General features: G+C 67.5%; 15 protein-coding genes. 2 read left to right on the forward strand and 13 right to left on the reverse strand.

All coding sequences use genetic code 11. The features are described from left to right. From ACYP33_RS24510 to edd, 4 genes are all read right to left on the reverse strand, one after another. On the reverse strand, window positions 1-495 hold a 495-nt coding region (locus tag ACYP33_RS24510), incomplete at its 3' end, for a gluconokinase (RefSeq protein WP_459624287.1). A 19-nt stretch (window positions 496-514) separates the two neighbouring features. Further along, window positions 515-1,879, reverse strand: coding sequence for a GntT/GntP/DsdX family permease (locus ACYP33_RS24515; RefSeq protein WP_414450352.1), 1,365 nt, complete (start codon window positions 1,877-1,879; stop codon window positions 515-517). Window positions 1,880-2,268: 389 nt separating this feature from the next. Then, entirely contained in the window at window positions 2,269-2,895 is a 627-nt protein-coding gene (eda, locus tag ACYP33_RS24520) for a bifunctional 4-hydroxy-2-oxoglutarate aldolase/2-dehydro-3-deoxy-phosphogluconate aldolase (protein WP_414450353.1), read from the reverse strand. A 102-nt stretch (window positions 2,896-2,997) separates the two neighbouring features. Next, a complete protein-coding gene (gene edd, locus ACYP33_RS24525) occupies window positions 2,998-4,863 on the reverse strand; it encodes a phosphogluconate dehydratase (protein ID WP_414450354.1) in 1,866 nt (621 codons plus the stop codon). Between the two features lie 291 nt (window positions 4,864-5,154). Between edd and ACYP33_RS24530 the strand changes: the two genes are divergently transcribed. Beyond that, the gene (locus tag ACYP33_RS24530; RefSeq protein ID WP_459624288.1) at window positions 5,155-6,066 is read left to right on the forward strand and encodes a MurR/RpiR family transcriptional regulator; all 912 of its coding nucleotides are present in this window, start codon (window positions 5,155-5,157) and stop codon (window positions 6,064-6,066) included. A 131-nt stretch (window positions 6,067-6,197) separates the two neighbouring features. On the opposite strand, the gene ACYP33_RS24535 is transcribed toward ACYP33_RS24530, so the two are convergent. The 9 genes from ACYP33_RS24535 to ACYP33_RS24575 all read right to left on the reverse strand — a co-directional run bounded on the left by ACYP33_RS24535 (window position 6,198) and on the right by ACYP33_RS24575 (window position 15,598). Further along, window positions 6,198-6,620, reverse strand: coding sequence for a CopD family protein (locus ACYP33_RS24535; RefSeq protein WP_414450356.1), 423 nt, complete (start codon window positions 6,618-6,620; stop codon window positions 6,198-6,200). Window positions 6,621-6,652: 32 nt separating this feature from the next. Then, the gene (locus tag ACYP33_RS24540) at window positions 6,653-7,924 is read right to left on the reverse strand and encodes a glutamate-5-semialdehyde dehydrogenase (protein ID WP_459624289.1); all 1,272 of its coding nucleotides are present in this window, start codon (window positions 7,922-7,924) and stop codon (window positions 6,653-6,655) included. A gap of 136 nt (window positions 7,925-8,060) precedes the next feature. Continuing rightward, window positions 8,061-9,179, reverse strand: coding sequence for a DNA polymerase III subunit delta (holA, locus tag ACYP33_RS24545; RefSeq protein WP_459624290.1), 1,119 nt, complete (start codon window positions 9,177-9,179; stop codon window positions 8,061-8,063). A 54-nt stretch (window positions 9,180-9,233) separates the two neighbouring features. Further along, complete coding sequence (locus tag ACYP33_RS24550; RefSeq protein WP_414450357.1) at window positions 9,234-9,785, reverse strand: LPS-assembly lipoprotein LptE; 552 nt, start codon at window positions 9,783-9,785, stop codon at window positions 9,234-9,236. A gap of 29 nt (window positions 9,786-9,814) precedes the next feature. After that, a complete protein-coding gene (gene leuS / locus ACYP33_RS24555) occupies window positions 9,815-12,409 on the reverse strand; it encodes a leucine--tRNA ligase (RefSeq protein WP_459624291.1) in 2,595 nt (864 codons plus the stop codon). A gap of 138 nt (window positions 12,410-12,547) precedes the next feature. Next, window positions 12,548-13,075, reverse strand: coding sequence for an ExbD/TolR family protein (locus ACYP33_RS24560; protein ID WP_459624292.1), 528 nt, complete (start codon window positions 13,073-13,075; stop codon window positions 12,548-12,550). 13 nt (window positions 13,076-13,088) lie between these two features. Next, complete coding sequence (locus ACYP33_RS24565) at window positions 13,089-13,787, reverse strand: MotA/TolQ/ExbB proton channel family protein (RefSeq protein WP_459624293.1); 699 nt, start codon at window positions 13,785-13,787, stop codon at window positions 13,089-13,091. Window positions 13,788-13,809: 22 nt separating this feature from the next. Further along, on the reverse strand, window positions 13,810-14,607 hold the full coding sequence (dapB, locus tag ACYP33_RS24570; protein ID WP_414443904.1) for a 4-hydroxy-tetrahydrodipicolinate reductase: 798 nt from the start codon (window positions 14,605-14,607) through the stop codon (window positions 13,810-13,812). Between the two features lie 127 nt (window positions 14,608-14,734). After that, a complete protein-coding gene (locus ACYP33_RS24575) occupies window positions 14,735-15,598 on the reverse strand; it encodes an outer membrane protein assembly factor BamE (RefSeq protein WP_459624294.1) in 864 nt (287 codons plus the stop codon). A 146-nt stretch (window positions 15,599-15,744) separates the two neighbouring features. On the opposite strand from ACYP33_RS24575, the gene fur reads away from it, so the two are divergent. Next, a complete protein-coding gene (fur, locus tag ACYP33_RS24580) occupies window positions 15,745-16,173 on the forward strand; it encodes a ferric iron uptake transcriptional regulator (protein ID WP_414443902.1) in 429 nt (142 codons plus the stop codon). The last annotated feature ends 70 nt before the right edge of the window (window positions 16,174-16,243 follow it).

A 16,243-nucleotide genomic window follows, 5' to 3' on the forward strand; every position in this document is an offset into this window, starting at 1 on the left:
CGCCGAGAGGCCGAGCTTTTTCAGCACCTCGTCCACCATCTGCTCGGGCGTCTGCTCGATGCTGACCTGCACCGCTTCGTCGTCGCCCGGCACTTCGAGCGTATCGAGCTGGCTTTTCAGCAGCTTCGGATCGAAGAAGTGGCCGGTGCGCGTCTTCAGGCGCTCAGTCAACACCTCGAAGCTGCCGTGCAGATAGACGAAGCGCACATCGTGGTCGCCGCCGCGCAGCACGTCGCGGTACGCCCGCTTGAGCGACGAGCAGGTGAACACGGCCGTTTCGCCGGCCTGCTGCTTCGCCTCGATCGCCGTGCGGATCGACTTCAGCCACGGCCAGCGGTCGTCGTCGGTCAGCGGAATGCCCTGATGCATCTTCTCCTTGTTGGCGGCGCTGTGAAACGCGTCGCCGTCGGTGAACGTACATCCGAGACGCTCCGCCAGCAGCTCGCCGATGCGCGACTTGCCGGCGCCCGAGACGCCCATTGCGATCAAAATCATTGACTACCCCTTGTTGCTGTTACAGGACGGTGGCCAGCGCCATCGTCAGACCCAGGCCCATCAGCGAAATGATGGTTTCGAGCAGGGACCAGGTCTTGAACGTCTGACCGACCGTCATTCCGAAATATTCCTTGATCAGCCAGAACCCGCCGTCATTGACGTGCGAGAAGATCAGCGAACCCGAGCCGGTGGCCAGCACCAGCAGTTCCGGCTTGACCGTCGAGGCCGAGGCCGCGGCGATCGGCGCGACGATGCCGCAGGCCGTCGTCATCGCCACGGTGGCGGAGCCGGTTGCCAGGCGCATCAGCGCGGCGGCGAACCAGCCGAGCAGCAGCGGCGACAGATGCGCGGCCTTGGCCGTTTCGACGATCTGGGTGGAGATGCCGCTGTCGCGCAGGATGCCGCCGAAGCCGCCGCCCGCGCCGACGATCAGCGTGATGCCGGCGATCGGCGCCAGGCACTCGCCGCAGAACTTCTGGATCTGCTCGCGGTTGAAGCCCTGCTTCGCGCCGAACGTCCAGAAGCTGACCAGCACGGCGATCAGCAGCGCCACGTCGGAGTTGCCGGCGAAGCGCAGCAGGTTGTTCGGCACCGTCTTCGGTTCGAACACCAGATCGGCCCAGCTGCCGACCAGCATCAGCACCACCGGCAGCAGGATCGTAGACAGCGTGATGCCGAAGCCCGGCAGGTCGCGATCGCGCTTGGCCTGGTCGCCCGAATCGACGAACTGCGAGGCCAGCGGGTTGTTCGCCGGCAGCTTGACGTGCTTGTGGATCAGCAGCGCGAACAACGGGCCGGCGACGATGGCGGTGGGAACACCGACCATCAGGCCGTAGGCGATGGTCTTGCCGATATCGGCGTGGAACGCCTGCACCGCGAGCAGCGCGGCCGGGTGCGGCGGGATCAGCCCGTGCACGACCGACAGGCCGGCCACCATCGGCAGGCCGACCAGCAGCAGCGATTTATTGGTGCGCTTGGCGACGTTGAACGCGATCGGGATCAGCAGCACGAAGCCCACTTCGAAGAACACCGGCAAGCCGATGATGATGGCCACGCACATCATCGCCCAGTGGATGTTCTTCTCGCCGAACCAGCCGATCAGCGTGACGGCGATCCGTTCGGCGCCGCCCGATTCGGCCATCATCTTGCCGAGCATGGTGCCGAGGCCGACCACGATCGCGATGTGACCCAGCGTGCCGCCGTTGCCGGTTTCGAACGATTTGACGATCTTGTCCATCGGCATGCCGACCACGGCGCCGAGGCCGAGCGACACGATGATCAGGACCAGAAACGGATAGATCTTGAAGCGCGCGATCATCACGATCAGCAATACGATCGCGATCACCGTGCACCACAGCAGCCCGCTGCCTTGAACAGCACCCATGAACTCCTCCTAGCGATTATTGGAACCGGGCCGACGCACCACGGACACCCGGCCATTCTTCTATGGGCCTGCGCGCGCGAACCTGACGCGCCCGACAGGACGCTGAATTCTACTTTCGTTTTAATCGGCGCGATAGAACCGGTTCCATGCGCATAAACCCCTAGAAAAAGGCCGAAAGTCTGAAGAATCGGGCGAGTTGCGCCACGCCTCGACGAGGCGGCGCCATGTCGCAATCGCGCGGCTCAACTATAGGGGATGGCGGCCGGTTTCGCCTCGCGAATGCGAGGCTCGGGAGGCAGAGGCGGCGGGCGCGGCCACAGCGCGGCGGGACCGATGGTCGCGGATGCAACCATCGGTCCCGCTCGACTTCAGAAGCGAGCCGGCGCGCCTTAGCGCGTCAGTTGGCTGGCCGCCTGCGCGAGGCGCGTGACTTCGGCCCAGTCCTGCGCGGCCAGCGCCGCCTTCGGCGTGAGCCACGAGCCGCCGACGCACACCACGTTCGGCTGCTTGAGGAAATCGGGCGCCGACTGCGCGCTGATGCCGCCCGTCGGGCAGAACTTCAGCGTGGGGAACGGGCCGTGGAACGCCTGCAGCATCGGAATGCCGCCGGCTTGCTGGGCCGGGAAGAACTTGACGACTTCATAGCCGAGTTCGAGCGCGGCGATGATGTCGGTCGGCGTCATGACGCCCGGCAGCAGCGGCAGGCCGGCGTCCTGCGCGGCCTCGTGCATGGCGCGGGTCAGGCCCGGCGACACGCCGAACTGCGCGCCGGCCTTCTTGGCGAGCGCGCAGTGCTCGGGCTTCGTGATGGTGCCCACGCCGACCACGATGTCGTCGGCCAACTGGCTCGCGCGTTCGATCGCCTTGAGGCCGGCTTCGGTGCGCAGCGTGATTTCCAGCACCTTCACGCCGCCCGCGTGCAGCGCGCGCGAGACATGCTCGCCCTGCTCGACCGTCTCGAACGCGAGGACCGGAATCACCGGGCCGAGTTTCACGATGTCGTGGATGGTTTTCATCTGCTGCTTCTCCTGTAACGGGATGGATCTCGCCGGGTTCGATGCCCGCGATGCGAGCTGTGTGGGCGCGATAGGGCTTCAGTGCGGGCTTCGGTGCAGGCCTCAGTGCGCGCTCGTCACGCCGGCGCGGGCGGTTTCGCCCACCAGCGCGCCGAACACCGAGGCGCCCGCCTCGGCCGGCATCGCCGCCGCGCGGAACACGCCGAACAGTTCGCGGCCGAAGCCCACTTCGTTGTCGGCCTGATGCATCGGGCGCACCAGTTCGCGCGCCGCCCAGGCCTGGGCGTCCACATCGACGTCGAGGATGCCGGCCTGCGCATCGATCACGATCGTGTCGCCGGTGCGCACCTTGGCCAGCGGGCCGTCGAGCAGCGCCTCGGGCGAGACGTGGATCACCGCCGGCACCTTGCCCGACGCGCCCGACATGCGCCCGTCGGTGACCAGCGCGACGTGGAAGCCCTGATCCTGCAGCACGCCGAGCAGCGGCGTCAAACGGTGCAGCTCGGGCATGCCGTTGGCGCGCGCGCCCTGGAAGCGCACCACCGCCACGAAATCGCGCTTCAGTTCGCCCGCGTCGAACGCGGCCTGCACGGCCTCCTGCGATTCGAACACGATGGCCGGCGCGACCACCTTGCGGTGCTCGGGCGCCACGGCCGAAATTTTGATCACGCCGCGGCCCAGGCGGCCCTGCATCAGGCGCAGGCCGCCGTCGGCCTGGAACGGCTCGGCGATCGGGCGCAGCACCTTGGCGTCCTGGCTCTCGGCCACGCCCGGCACCCATTCGAGCTTGCCGTCGATCAGCTTCGGCTCGTGCGTGTAGTGCGACAGCCCCTTGCCGGCCACGGTCGTGACGTCCTCGTGCAACAGGCCGCCTTCGAGCAGGTTGCGCACCAGGAACGCCACGCCGCCGGCCGCGTGGAAATGGTTCACGTCGGCCTTGCCGTTCGGGTAGATCTTGGCGAGCAGCGGCACCACGGCCGACAACTGGTCGAAATCGTCCCAGTCGATCAGGATGCCGGCCGCGCGCGCGATCGCCACCAGATGCATCGTGTGGTTGGTCGAGCCGCCCGTCGCGAGCAGCGCGACGATGCCGTTGATCACCGCCTTCTCGTCGACCACATGGCCGATCGGCGTGTAGCTGCCGCGCTCGACCGTCAGGTCGAGCACGCGGTGCGCGGCGGCGGCCGTCAGCGCGTCGCGCAGCGGCGTGTGCGGATGCACGAACGCCGAGCCCGGCAGATGCAGGCCCATCACTTCCATCAGCATCTGGTTGCTGTTGGCGGTGCCGTAGAACGTGCAGGTGCCGTGGCCGTGATAGGCGGCCGATTCGGCTTCGAGCAGCGCGTCGCGGCCCACCTGGCCGGTGGCGAACTGCTGGCGGATCTTGGCCTTGTCGTCGTTCGACAGGCCGCTCGTCATCGGGCCGGCCGGCACGAAGATGGTCGGCAGATGGCCGAATTGCAGCGCGCCGATCAGCAGGCCCGGCACGATCTTGTCGCAGATGCCGAGACACAGCGCCGCGTCGAACATGTTGTGCGTCAGCGCGATCGCGGTGCTCATCGCGATCGTCTCGCGCGAGAACAGCGACAGCTCCATGCCCGGGTTGCCCTGCGTGACGCCATCGCACATGGCCGGCACGCCGCCCGCGAACTGCGCGACGCCGCCGTTCTCGCGCGCGGCCGCCTTGATCAGGTCCGGATAGCTGACAAACGGCGCATGCGCCGACAGCATCTCGTTGTACGACGAGACGATGCCGATGTTCGGCTCGCGCACCGACTTGATGACGAACTTGTCGTTGCCTTCGAGGCCGGCGAAGCCGTGCGCGAGGTTGGCGCACGACAGCGCGCCGCGCGCCGGGAAACGGCCTTGCGCGGCATCGATGCGTTGAAGGTAGGCGGTGCGGGTGGGACGGCTGCGTGCGACGACGCGCTCGGTCACGTTCACGAGAGTGGAATGCAGCGAGGCCATGCTGGGCGGCTCCTCTGTGGCCGGCGAGGCCGGCATCGGAAATCGTGGGGTGGAGGCCGGTTCGACCGACCGATCGCCGCGAAGTTTAGTAGAAAAACTACATGACTGCAATCTTGCGGCGCAGCATCCGCTCAGCGTCATCTTGCACAAAGCTTGCTACACATAGGTTGTAGATCAGTGAAAACCCTGATATTCGAGCGTCACATGCGTCTAGCGGCCACAAAAAATCATGTAGTTTTTCTACACATCGTGCGTAATACTACAATCCGTCATTTCCAAAACGAGCCGCCGATGCTGCCCCGAATCGAAGCGTTGCGCGCGCAGTTGCGCCCGTCCGAGCAGAAACTCGCCGATTACGTGCTGGCCGCGCCGCGCGAGATCCTCGACATGTCGATGACCGACCTCGCGGCGCGCGCCGGCGTCAGCCAACCAACCATCGCGCGCTTTTGCCAGGCGCTCGGCTGCAGCGGCTTTCGCGAATTCAAGATCCGCTTGGCGCAAAGCGTGGCGCCGGGCGTGCCGTCGGTGTATCGCGACGTCGAGCCCGACGAACCCGCGCCCGGCATCATCGGCAAGGTGTTCGACCGCACCATCGGCGCGCTGATCGAGGTGCGCAACAGCCTGTCGGCCGGCAGCGTGGCCGAGGCGATCGCCCTGCTCGCGCGCGCGTCGCGCATCGAGTTCTACGGCGCGGGCGGCTCGGGCATCGCCGCGCAGGACATCCAGCACAAGTTCTTCCGGCTCGGCGTGCCGAGCGTCGCCTATTCCGATCCGCACACGTTCTCGATGTCGGCCGCGCTGCTCGGGCCGCAGGACATCGTCGTCGCGATCTCGAACACCGGCCGCACGCGCGATATCGTCGAGGCCGCGAAATCGGCGCTCGCCTGCGGGGCCAAGGTGGTGTCGATCACGCACAGTCATTCGCCGCTCGCGCAGATCGCCAGCGTCAACCTCGCGTCGAACATCGCCGAGGAAACCGACGTGTTCTCGCCGATGACCTCGCGCATGTCGCATCTGGCGATCGGCGACATCCTCGCGGTGGGCGTGGCGCTGCAGCGCGGCCCCGAACTCGTCGACCGGCTCGGCCGCGCCAAGGCCGCCATCGTGCGGCGGCGCATCGATGCCGAGGTGCGCCCGGGCGAGCGCCGAAGCACGCGTGAGGCGCGCGAGGCAGCACCGGAGGATTCCGGCGGCGACGCCTGAGCGTTTCGTTTTTTGGCTTCGGTGCCGCCAACGCGCAACGCCCGCGCGAACCGTGCCCTTGGAGGACGACGGCCCGTGCGGGCGTCGGGGTGTAACGAGAAGGCAGAGCCGATCGGCTCCGCCAAACCGCCTCAGAACGGCTTGATCACCGCCAGCGCCACCGCGCCGAGCATGCCGAGCACCGGCAGTTCGTTGAAGAAGCGATACCAGCGGTCGGACCGCCGGTTCTCGCCGCGCTCGAACACGCGCAGCAGGTGGCCGCAATAGACGTGATAGCCGATCAGCAGCAGCACGATCGTCAGCTTCGCGTGAATCCAGCCCTGCCCCTGGCCGACGCCGGCCACCAGCCAAAGCCACAACCCGCACGCCAGCGCCGGCACGGCAATGAAGCTCATGAAACGGAACAGCTTGCGCGCCATCGTCAGCAGGCGGCGCACGGCGCCGGGATCGGTTTCCATCGCCAGGTTCACGAAGATGCGCGGCAGATAGAACAGCCCCGCGAACCAGGCGGCGATCAGCACGATGTGGAAGGTTTTGACCCAGAGGTACGTCATCGAATCGTCCGTTCGTCAGTGGCGGGCGGCGATCACTGCCGGCCCTCGCCGTGCCCGAGCACGACGTATTTCAGCGAGGTCAGCCCTTCCAGCCCGACCGGGCCGCGCGCATGCAGCTTGTCGTTCGAGATGCCGATTTCGGCGCCGAGGCCGTATTCGAAGCCGTCGGCGAAACGCGTCGACGCGTTGACCATCACGCTGGCCGAATCGACCTCGCGCAGGAAACGCATCGCGCGGTCGTGATCCTCGGTGACGATGGCGTCGGTGTGCGCCGAGCCGTAGGTGTTGATGTGCTCGATCGCGGTGTCGAGGCCGTCGACCACCTTGATCGCGAGCACCGGCGCGAGATATTCGGTGCGCCAGTCTTCCTCGGTGGCGTCCACCAGCGGGCCGACGCCGGCCGCCTCCAGCACCGCCCTGGCGGCCGCATCGACGCGCAGCTCGACCGACTTGTCGCGATAGAGCCGGCCCAGCGGCGGCAGCACCGCGGCCGCCACGCCGCGCGCCACCAGCAGCGTTTCCATGGTGTTGCAAGTGCCGTAGCGGTGCGTCTTGGCGTTGTCGCACACCGTGAGCGCCTTGGCCAGATCGGCGCGATCGTCGACGAACACGTGGCAGATGCCGTCGAGGTGCTTGATCATCGGCACGCGTGCGTCCTGCATCAGCCGTTCAATCAGGCTCTTGCCGCCGCGCGGCACGATCACGTCGACGTATTCGGTCATCGTGATCAGCTTGCCGACCGCCGCGCGATCGGCGGTGGCCACCACCTGCACGGCGTCGGCCGGCAGCCCGGCCGCCGACAGCCCCTCGCCGATCAGCTTCGCCAGCGCGGTGTTCGATTCGAGCGCCTCGGAACCACCGCGCAGGATGGTGGCGTTGCCGGACTTCAGGCACAGCGCCGCGGCGTCGATCGTCACGTTCGGCCGCGATTCGTAGATGATGCCGATCACGCCGAGCGGCACGCGCATCTGGCCGACCTGGATGCCGCTCGGGCGGAACTTCAGGTTCGAGATCTCGCCGATCGGATCGGCCAGCGCGGCGACCTGGCGCAGCCCTTCGATCATCGTGTTCAGCGCCTTGTCCGACAGCGTCAGGCGATCGATGAACGCGGCGTCCTGGCCGTTCGCGCGCGCACGTTCGACGTCGCGCGCGTTGGCGGCCTTCAGCGCCGGGGCTTCGCGTTCGATCGCGGTGGCGATCGCGGCGAGCGCGGCGTTCTTGGCGGCGGTGTCGGCCCGCGCGATCGCGCGCGAGGCGTGTCGCGCGCGGCGGCCGACGTCCGACATGTACTGATCGATATCCATCGTGAAACCCGAATCCGGAATGGCGGCCGCGCCGTGCGGCGGCTCGCCGTGGTGATGATGAGCGCCGCCGCCCGGCTCGGGCGCGGCGAGTGAAGATTGTATGCGCGCCGGCGCGCGCCTGCCGAAGCCGGCGGCGTCAGGCCGGGCGACGTCCTGCCGCACCCGCGCGCGGGCCGGCCGCGCCGCGCGACGAACCCTGCGCGCCGGCCACCGTCATCGCGAGCTGGAACAGCCCGTCCCACGGATCGGGCGGCGGCTCGTCGGCACGCGGCAGCCCCCCCGGCGCGATGCCGGACAAGCCCTTGACTTGGCGGTCGAGCTTGGCGGCCAGCGCCAGCGATTTTTCGAGCACCGCTTCCGACACACGCGCCAGCGCCGGGCCGATCAGCCGCTCGCGCGGCCCCCAGACGCGGTTCTCGCGCACCAGCACCGCGAGCGGCTTGCCGGCCTCGACGCCGCGCTTGATCCGCAGCAGCGTGCGCAACTCGTCGACCACGGCCCACAGCACCAGCACGAGCGCCTCGCCCTCGCCCTTCAGGCCGTCGATCATGCGCGCGAGGCGCGCGGCATCGCCGGCCAGCATCGCTTCATTGAGCTTGAACACGTCGTAGCGCGCGACGTTGAGCACGGCGTCCTGCACCTGTTCGAAATTCAGCGTGCCCGACGGATACAGCAGCCCGAGCTTCTGGATTTCCTGGTGCGCGGCGAGCAAATTGCCCTCGACGCGCTCGGCGATGAACTGCAGCGCGCGCCGCCCGTCCTCGCCGGCCGCAACGCGCTGGCCCTGCGCCGACAGCCGCTGGCCGATCCAGTTCGGCAGTTGCGTGCGATCGACGGGATCGATCTTCAACGCGACGCCGCCGTTGCCCAGCGCGGTGAACCACGCCGACTTTTGCGTTGCCGCATCGAGCCGCGGCAACGTGACGAGCACCAGCACGTCGGGATTGCCCGCACCGGCCAGGGTTTTCAGCGCGTCGGCGCCTTCCTTGCCGGGCTTGCCGGACGGAATGCGCAGCTCGATCAGTTGGCGGTCGCCGAACAGCGACATCGCCTGGGTCGCGCCGAGCAGCGAACTCCAGTCGAAACTGCGCTCGACGGTAAACACCGAACGGTCGGTAAAACCGGCCGCGCGCCCGGCGGCGCGAATCCGGTCGCATGCCTCCAGCGCCAGCAACGGCTCGTCGCCGTACACGGTGTAAAGGCCGGCCAACCCCTTCGCGAGGTGCGGCTCCAGCGCGTCAAGTCGCAATTGCATCGGTTCGAACGCTCGGCAGTCGGAAGAAAACGACGATCGGAAAGTGCGCCGCGATCAAAGCGGCGGCGGCGGCAGCGGCGCGCGCGGCGCGACGCCCGGCACCACTTCGTTCGGCTGCGGCGTCAGCGTGTGCACGATCGACAGCCGGCGCGTCAACTGATCGACGGCGTCGTTCTGCATGTCGGCGTACAGCACGTCCGACTCCTGCGCCTTCGCCTGCACGAATTGCGCGTTGTAGGTCATCGCGCGGTTCAGCGAGATCACGCTGGGCGCGATCAGCAACGCACCGTCTTTCGTGGTCAGCGTGTAGTTCAGCGAATAGTTGAGCTGGTATTCCTCGACCGTGCCGAACTGGTCGAGCGTCAGCGTGCTCGTGCCGCGCGTTTCGGCCACGCGCAGCACCGCATCGGCGGCGTCCGGGTTCGTCACGATCTTGGTATCGCTGCCGCCCTCGACCATGCGCCGCAGGCGCGCGGCCACGGCCGGCGGCGCACCCGCGATCATCAGATGCTTGAACGCGTAATCCTGCGTGCCGCGCAACTGGAAACCGCATGCGGACAGCAGCGCCGCGCTGCCCACGGCCATCAAAAACGATCTGCGAATCACCTTCGCTCCTTGCTGGTTCGTACTGCGCGTCAGACCACGACGTTGACGAGACGGCCCGGCACGACGATGACCTTCTTCGCCGGCTTGCCTTCGCTGAACTTCGCAAACGCCTCGTCGGCGAGCGCGGCGGCTTCGATCACGTCGCGGCCCGCATCCTTGGCGACCTTCACGGCGCCACGCACCTTGCCGTTGATCTGCAGCACGAGTTCGATCTCGGCCTGTTCGAGCGCGGCTTCGTCGACCTTCGGCCAGGGGGCGTCGAGCAGCGTGCCGAATTCGTCGGCGTAGCCCAGTTCGCGCCACAGCTCGAAGGTCAGGTGCGGCACGACCGGATACAGCACGCGCAGCAGGATGCCGTAGGTTTCGCGCTGCACGGCGGCCGACACGCCCTTGGCGCCTTCGATCGCGTTCAGCATCTTCATCGAGGCCGACACCACCGTGTTGTATTGCAGGCGCTGGTAGTCGAAATCGGCCTGCTTGAGCACGCCGTGGACCTCGCGGCGCAGCGTGCGCGCCGTGTCGTCGAGCTGGGCCGCATCGAACGCCTCGCGCGCGACCAGCGCCGCGCGATTGGCCGCGCCGAACGCCCAGACGCGGCGCAGGAAGCGGCTCGCACCTTCCACGCCGGCGCCCGACCATTCGAGTTGCTGCTCGGGCGGCGCCGCGAACATCGTGAACAGGCGGGCCGTGTCGGCGCCGTGCTGGTCGATCAGCAATTGCGGATCGACGCCGTTGTTCTTCGACTTCGACATCTTCTCGATGCCGCCCATCACCACCGGCTGGCCGTCGGCGTTCACCACCGCACCGACCGGGCGGCCCTTGTCGTCGTGCGTGACCGTCACGTCGGCCGGGTTGTACCAGGTCTTCTTGCCGGCCGCGTCTTCGCGGTAGAACGTGTCGTTGAGCACCATGCCCTGCGTCAGCAGGTTCTTGGCCGGCTCGCCGAACTTCACCAGGCCCAGGTCGCGCATGACCTTGGTCCAGAAGCGCGAATACAGCAAGTGCAGGATCGCGTGCTCGATGCCGCCGATGTATTGATCCATCGGCATCCAGTGATCGGTGCGCGCGTCGACCATGGTGTTCGCGTCGGGCGCCGTGTAGCGCGAGAAGTACCACGACGAATCGACGAAGGTGTCCATCGTGTCGGTTTCGCGCTTCGCGGCCGCGCCGCACTTCGGGCACGTGCAGTTCACGAACGCTTCCGATTTCGCGAGCGGGTTGCCCGTGCCGTCCGGCACGAGGTCTTCCGGCAGCACCACCGGCAGATCCGCTTCCGGCACCGGCACGTCGCCGCACGACGGGCAATGGATGATCGGGATCGGGGTGCCCCAGTAGCGCTGGCGCGACACGCCCCAGTCGCGCAGGCGCCAGGTGACCTGCTTGTCGCCGAAGCCGCCGGCGTTCAGGTCGGCCGCCACCGCATCGATGGCCGCTTCGTAGCCGAGGCCGTCGTACTTGCCGCTGTTGATGCAGATGCTGCGCGACTTGTCGCCGTACCACTCCTGCCACGCTTCGGTCGAATAGGTTTCGCCTTCGGCGGCGATCACCTGCTTGATCGGCAGCGCGTACTTGGTGGCGAACGCGAAATCGCGCTCGTCGTGCGCGGGCACGCCCATCACGGCGCCTTCGCCATAGCTCATCAGCACGTAGTTGCCGATCCACACCGGCACCGGCTCGCCGGTCAGCGGATGCTTGACCGAGAAGCCAGTGGCAATGCCCTTCTTTTCCATGGTGGCCATGTCGGCCTCGGCCACGCCGCCCTGCTTGCATTCCTCGATGAAGGCCTGCAGCTCGGGGCGGCCTTCGGCCAGGCGCGTGGCGAGCGGGTGCTCGGCCGCGACGGCGCAGAACGTGACGCCCATGACCGTATCGGCGCGCGTGGTGAACACGCGCAGCAGCTTCTGCTCGCCGTCGAGCTCGTACGGGAAGCCGAAGTTCACGCCGAAGCTCTTGCCGATCCAGTTCTGCTGCATGATCTTGACGCGCTCGGGCCAGCCGAGGCCTTCGAGATCGTTCAGCAGCTCATCGGCGTACTGCGTGATGCGCAGGTAGTACATCGGGATTTCGCGCTTCTCGACCACCGCGCCCGAACGCCAGCCACGGCCGTCGATCACCTGCTCGTTGGCGAGCACGGTCTGGTCGACCGGGTCCCAGTTGACGGTGCCTGTTTTCTTGTACGCGATGCCCTTCTCGAGCATCTTCAGGAACAGCCACTGGTTCCACTTGTAGTAATCGGGCTTGCAGGTGGCGATCTCGCGCGACCAGTCGATCGCGAGGCCCATCGACTGCATCTGGCCCTTCATGTAGCTGATGTTGTCGTAGGTCCACTTCGCGGGCGGCACGCCGTTGGCCATCGCGGCGTTTTCGGCCGGCATGCCGAATGCATCCCAGCCCATCGGCATCAACGTGTTGTAGCCGTTCATCCGCAAGTAGCGGTACATCACGTCGTTGATCGTGTAGTTGCGGACGTGACCCATGTGCAGCTTGCCCGACGGATAAGGCAGCATCGACACGCAAAAGAACTTCGGCTTTTGCGAATCTTCCTTCGTCAGGTAGGCGTCGGTAGCGCGCCAGTCTTGCTGGACGGCGGCTTCGACGTCGGCGGGTACGTATCGTTCTTGCATGGTGTGTTCGGCTTGGCTGTCGGCGTGCGTGGCGCGCGCTGGCTGGAGTGGATTGAAAGTCGCACTCCCCGGGTCGCGGGGAAAGGGTCGATTATACCGTCCGCTCCGGCCCGTCAGGCCATCGCGCACGGCATAGGCTCAATGGCCGGGTGCGACCGGGTGCGGCGTGTTCCGTGGTGCGGCGGCAGGCGCCGCGGATGGCGCGGCCAACGGCGCGCCGGCGCCGGCCGGTGCGGGCGACGGCCCGGCCGGTACATCGGGATCGGTAACGAAACCGATGCGCGACAACCCGGCCGCCTGCGCGGCGCCCATCACGCGCGCGATCGTGTCGTAGCGCGCCGCCGCCGCAGCGCGCAGGTGCAGCTCGGGCGCGCGGCCCTGCGCGGCGGCCTCGCGAAAGCGCGCGACCAGCGCGTCGTAGCGGAGCGGCGTGGCGTTCCAGAAAAAATGGCCGTCGGCATCGATCGACAGCGTGATGGTGTCGGGCCGCTCGGCGGCCGGCGCGGCGGCCACCTTCGGCAGGTCGAGCCGGATCGCGTGCGTCAGCAGCGGCGCGGTGATGATGAAGATCACCAGCAGCACCAGCATCACGTCGATCAGCGGCGTCATGTTGATGTCCGCCATCGGCGCGGCCGGTTCGCGATCGTCGAGTCCGCCGAATGCCATCGCGCGCTCCCGTTCAGGCCCGGGGCGCGGACGCGCGGCCGGGCTCATCGCCGGCTTCGTTGCCCGCAAAAGCGTGCAGATCGCGCGCGAAACCGTCGAGATCCTCGATCAACTGGCGCACCAGCCGGCCGAGCATGTTGTAGGCGAGCACGGCCGGGATCGCCACCACCAGCCCGAACGCAGTCATGATCAACGCCTCGCCCACCGGGCCGGCCACGCTGCCGATCTGCGCCTGGCCGCTTTCGGCGATGCTGCCGAGCGCGTGGTAAATGCCCCAGACGGTGCCGAGCAAGCCGACGAACGGCGCGGTGCTGGCGATCGAGGCCAGCAGCACGAGGCCGAATTCGAGCCGGCGCTGCGAGCGGCGCAACGCCCGCCGCACCGCGCGCAGCACGCGCTCGGCCCGGTCAACGCGCGCGCCGAGCAGCGCGGGCGAGGCGGCCGCCGCCTCATGGGCGGCTTCGGCCAGCGGCGCGAACACGCGCTCGCGGTCGGCGGCGCGCAAGGCCGCCAGCCCTTCGGAGAACGAACCGGCGCGCCAGAACGCGACGATCGCGGGCGGCCCCTGGCGCTTCGCGCGCACCAGCGTCCAGGCCTTCAGCAGCAGAAAGCACCAGCTCGCCACCGACATCGCCAGCAACAGCCAGGCGACGCCATGCGTGACGGCGTCGCCGCTCGCGAGGTAGTGCATCACACTGGTGTCCGTCGCCATTCGCGCCTCCCGGTCGTTCGGCTCAGCGCAGGCCGAGCACGTCCTGCATGTCGAACAGGCCGGCCGGCTTGTCCGCGAGGAAGCGCACCGCGCGCATCGAGCCCTGCGCGTACGACACGCGGCTCGACGACTTGTGGCTGATCTCGACGCGCTCGCCGATCCCGGCGAACAGCACGGTGTGATCGCCGACGATGTCGCCGCCGCGGATCGCCGCGAAGCCGATGGTGGACGGATCGCGCGCGCCGGTTTCGCCGTGGCGGCCGTAGACGGCGCACGCGTCGAGCGTGCGGCCCAGCGAGGCGGCCACCGTCTCGCCCATCATCAGCGCGGTGCCCGACGGGGCATCGACCTTGTGGCGGTGATGCGCCTCGATGATTTCGATGTCGTAGCCCTGCGCGAACTGCTTGGCGGCGAATTCGAGCAGCTTGAGCGTGACGTTGACGCCCACGCTCATGTTGGCCGAGAACACGATGCCGACCTGCTCGGCCGCCGCGCGCAATTGCGCCTTCTGCGGCTCGCTGAAGCCGGTCGTGCCGATCACCAGCTTCACGCCGTGGCGGCGCGCCGCGTCGAGATAGCCGAGCGTGGTGTCGGGGCGCGTGAAATCGATCAGGTAATCGGCGCTGGCGAACACGCGCTCGACGTCGTCGGTAATGATCACGCCGGTCGGCTTGCCGAGGAACGCGCCGGCATCCTGGCCCAGATGCGCGGAACCCGTGCGGCCGAGCGCGCCGACCAGCTTCGCGTCGGCATCGTTGAGAACCGCTTCGATCAGCATCCGGCCCATACGGCCCGATGCTCCGGCAATGGCAATGTTCATGGTCGTGTGTCGCGAATCCGCGTAATGGACTGAAAAAAACGGACTGAAAAAAAACGATCGGAGCGCACATTTCGCCCCGGAAAACGAACCGGGCGGCCGAAGCCGCCCGTCGGGAGATCCTGCCGGATCAGTTCGTGCTGCTCGGCGGCGCCGAAATGTCGGCCGGCGGCGAGGTCAGCGGCTGGTTCGGCAGATTGTCGGTGCTGCGCGGGCCGACCGGCTGCGTGCCGTCGCTCGGCGCGACCGGAGCCGGCGGGCGATGGAACTGGAACTGCGGCTGGATCGCCGGGCTTGCGCCGGGCGGCAGGCCGCCCGGGGTCGGGGCGGACGGCGCCGTTTGCGACGAAGGCGAGAAACGGCGGCCTTGCGTGCCCTGATTCGGAACCTGCGCGGTGGCGCGGTTCGCGGCGCGGGCCGCTTCGGAATTCGCGTCGGACTGGCCGACCGTGCTGGCCGAAGCCGGCGGCGCGACAGCCGGCGTGGCGGTAGGCGCCATGTCGGGCGCGCTGGCGGCGGCCACCGGTGCCGATGCGGCAGCGGCCGATGCCGCTGCGGCGCGGGCGGCGGCTGCGGCCTTCGCCTGCTTCTTGCTGCGACGATCGCCGTCGATGTCGGCCAGCAGATCGAGTTCGGACGGCAGGTTCTCGCCACCCGACCAGCTCGCGACACGGTCGCCCTGGAAATTCACGATGAGGTCGCGCTGCTGAACGATCGAGGTCGAGCCGCGCTTGAAGTAGAACAGGTAATCCCAGCGATCCGCGTGGAACAAATCGGCCAGCAGCGGCGTGCCGAGCAGCGCGCGGACCTGGTCGCGCGACATGCCGACCTGCAATTGCGAAGCCTTTTCCTCGGAAACGAAGTTCCCCTGGACAACCGTGATGCGGTAAGGCGTGATGCTCTGCGCGATTCGTTGCGAGACGCTGTCATAAGACGAACAGCCTGCCAGCGTGACGACGGCGACAGCGACGGCAGCAGTGATGGCACTCCGCATGCGGGTCCTCTGAAGTTGCTAACGGGATACGGGAAACTTGTCCACCTGTCGGCCTGGGCCGGTCGGGGACGCGGTTCACAGGTGACTGACAGGGCGAAAAGCCGGTACTATTGGAACCCTGCATTGTACTCTAGGGATGCCTAGCCATGACCAATCCGACCGAGCTGAAAAATATCGGGCTCAAGGCCACCCTACCTCGCCTCAAGATTCTCGAAATCTTCCAGCAAAGCGAAGTGCGCCATTTGACCGCCGAAGATGTCTACCGCAACCTGCTGCACGAGCAGCTCGACATCGGTCTGGCTACTGTTTACCGCGTGCTGACGCAGTTCGAGCAAGCCGGCCTGCTGTCGCGCAGCAACTTTGAATCGGGCAAGGCGGTGTTCGAGCTGAACGAAGGTTCGCACCACGATCACCTGGTCTGCCTCGATTGCGGCCGTGTCGAGGAATTCTTCGACGCCGAAATCGAAAGCCGTCAGCAAGCCATCGCCAAGGATCGCGGCTTCAAGCTGCAAGAGCATTCGCTGGCCATGTACGGCTCCTGCACCACGGAAGACTGCCCGCACCGCAAGCACTGAACGCCGGCCGTTCACACGCAAACGATTCGGCCCGGCGGGCGCAAGCCCGGCCGGGCCGAATCGTTTCCGC

This window comes from Burkholderia sp. 3C, assembly GCF_054589155.1.